Below are 2,502 nucleotides of genomic sequence, written 5' to 3' on the forward strand. Positions count from 1 at the left end.
CCTGGATCGAGAACGCCGAAGCCGCCCGGCTGCCAGATCCATTGCTGGCCTGGGTGCCACACCCGGACGTCTTCCTTCCAGGCGATCCGAACGGCGCGGATTCTTCGCTGCGCCAGCAGGTCGCGCGCCGGCTCCACGGCGGCGGCGAAGCGGGAGTGCCAGGTCGCGAACAGCGTGCGCCCGGCACGGCGCGCGGCCTCGACCAGGAAGGTGAGTTCGGCAACGGTCGCGCTGGGTGGCTTCTCGAGAAGAACATGTTTTCCGGCGGCCAACGCCGCCGCGGCCAGCGCGTGCCGCCCCTGCGGCGGGGTGCAGAGCGCGACGGCATCGATGTCCGGCCCGTCGCGCAACAGAGCCTCGATGGTCGGAAAGCATGGCACGGACGGTAGGCGGGCATTGCGGCTGGCAAGCGCGGCGAGTTCGACGCCGTCCGTGGCGGCGATGGCCGGGAGGTGCTGGTCGCGGGCGATCTTACCGAGGCCGACCACGGCCAGGCGCAGCGGCATCAGCGTCCCCAGCGGAGCACGACCGGATCGAGCCGGCGCGCCGTCTCGACCAGCCCGGCGCGGATGGCGGGGTGCAACGGCGGGATCGGATGGCGGCCGGCTTCGCACGCGATCACCCCGCCTTCGTGCATCAACGCCTTGGCGGCGAGCAGCCCGCATTGGCGATTCTCGTAGTTGATCAGCGGCAGCCAGCGCTGATAGGCCTCGATCGCCGCGCCGCGGTCGCCGGCGAAATACGGGTCGACGATCTGGCGGAACCCGTCCGGATAGCCGCCGCCCGTCATGGCCCCCGTGGCACCCGCATCGAGGTCGGCCATCAGCGTGATACCCTCCTCGCCGTCCCATGGCCCCTCGATGGCCTCGCCGCCAAGCTCGAGCAGGGAGCGCAGCTTCGCCGCGGCCTGCGGCACTTCGATCTTGAAATAGGCCACGCCCGGGATCTCGCGCGCCATGCGCGCGAGGAAGGCAGCGGACAGGTTGGTGCCGGCCACCGGCGCGTCCTGGATCATCACCGGGATCGAGATCGCGCCGGAAACGGCGCGAAAAAACTCGTAGATCGCCGGTTCGGGCACGCGGATGGTGGCGCCGTGGTAAGGGGGCATGACCATCACCATCGCCCCCCCGGCCGCCTCGGCCCGGCGGCTGCGCTCGGCGCAGACCGCGGTCGCGAAATGCGTGGTGGTGACGATCACGGGGACGCGGCCAGCCACATGGGCGAGCACCGCGTCCATGATCCGGTCGCGCTCCGCATCGGCGAGCACGAACTGCTCCGAAAAGTTGGCAAGGATGCAGAGCCCCTGCGAGCCGGCGTCGATCATGCAATCGACGGCGCGCTTCTGGCCGTCGAGATCGAGATCGCCCGAGGCGGTGAAGATCGTGGGGACGACGGGAAAAACGCCGCGATACGGTCGGATGGGCAAGGTCGGCCTCTCAGTGGTTGTCGCGCGGGACCGGAGAGCCGGTACGGCCGACCAGGAAGTCGAGATCGACGCCCTCGTTGGCCTGCAGCACGTGATCGACGTACATCCGCACGTAGCCACGGGAGGCGTGCGCGTCCGGCGGCGTCCAGGCCGCCCGGCGCTTGGCGAGCTCGGCGTCGTCGACGTGAAGGTGCAGCGAGCGCGCGGCGACGTCGAGCGTGATGGTGTCGCCGGTGCGGACCAGCGCCAAGGGGCCGCCGGCCGCGGCTTCGGGCGCCACGTGCAGGACGACGGTGCCGTATGCCGTGCCCGACATCCGTGCATCGGAGATGCGGACCATGTCACGCACGCCCTGCTTCAGCAGCTTGTGCGGGATCGGCATGTTGCCGACCTCGGCCATGCCGGGATAGCCCTTCGGGCCGCAATTCTGCAGTACCATGATGCAGGAGGGCTCGATCTCGAGCGCATCGTCCTCGACCGCTTCGTGCATGTGCTCGACGTTCGAGAAAACGACGGCCCGGCCGGTGTGACGCATCAGCTCGGGGCTGGCCGCGGACGGCTTGATCACCGCGCCGTCCGGGGCGAGGTTGCCGCGCAGGATCGCCATCCCCGATTCCGGCTTGAACGGGCGCTCGAACGGGGTGATCACCGTGTCGTTCCAGCACTGGGCGTCCTTGACGTTCTCCCAAATCGTGCTTCCGTTGACCGTAGGCGCATCCTTGTGCAGCAGCCCGTGCTCGCCCAGCCGGCGCAACACAACCGGCAGGGCACCAGCGTAGCAGAAGTCCTCCATCAGATATTTGCCCGAGGGCATCAGGTCCACCAGGCAGTGCAGCCCGCGGCCAAGCCGGTCGAAATCGTCCAGCGTGAGGTCAATCCCGACCCGGCGCGCGATCGCCAGCAGGTGCACGACCGCGTTCGTCGATCCGCCGATGGCGCCGAGTGTGCGGATCGCATTCTCGAACGCTTCGCGCGTCAGGATCTTCGAAAGCAGGACGTCCTCGTCCACCATCTGCACGATCCGCCGCCCGGCCATGCGCGCTAGCTCGTTGCGGCGCGCATCGACCGCCGGTATG

At 69.3% G+C, this 2,502-nt stretch carries 3 protein-coding genes; all 3 read right to left on the bottom strand.

The window, feature by feature from the left end; translation table 11 throughout:
• On the bottom strand, positions 1-509 hold a 509-nt coding region (locus tag JOY90_RS12410), incomplete at its 3' end, for a Gfo/Idh/MocA family oxidoreductase (RefSeq protein ID WP_291691428.1).
• On the bottom strand, positions 506-1,426 hold the full coding sequence (locus JOY90_RS12415; RefSeq protein WP_291691426.1) for a dihydrodipicolinate synthase family protein: 921 nt from the start codon (positions 1,424-1,426) through the stop codon (positions 506-508). The genes JOY90_RS12410 and JOY90_RS12415, both read right to left, overlap by 4 nt.
• A gap of 10 nt (positions 1,427-1,436) precedes the next feature.
• Positions 1,437-2,502: dihydroxy-acid dehydratase (locus tag JOY90_RS12420; RefSeq protein ID WP_291691427.1), on the bottom strand; the 1,066-nt coding region annotated here is incomplete at its 5' end.

This window comes from Bradyrhizobium sp., from assembly GCF_019242285.1.
GTDB lineage: Bacteria > Pseudomonadota > Alphaproteobacteria > Rhizobiales > Xanthobacteraceae > Bradyrhizobium.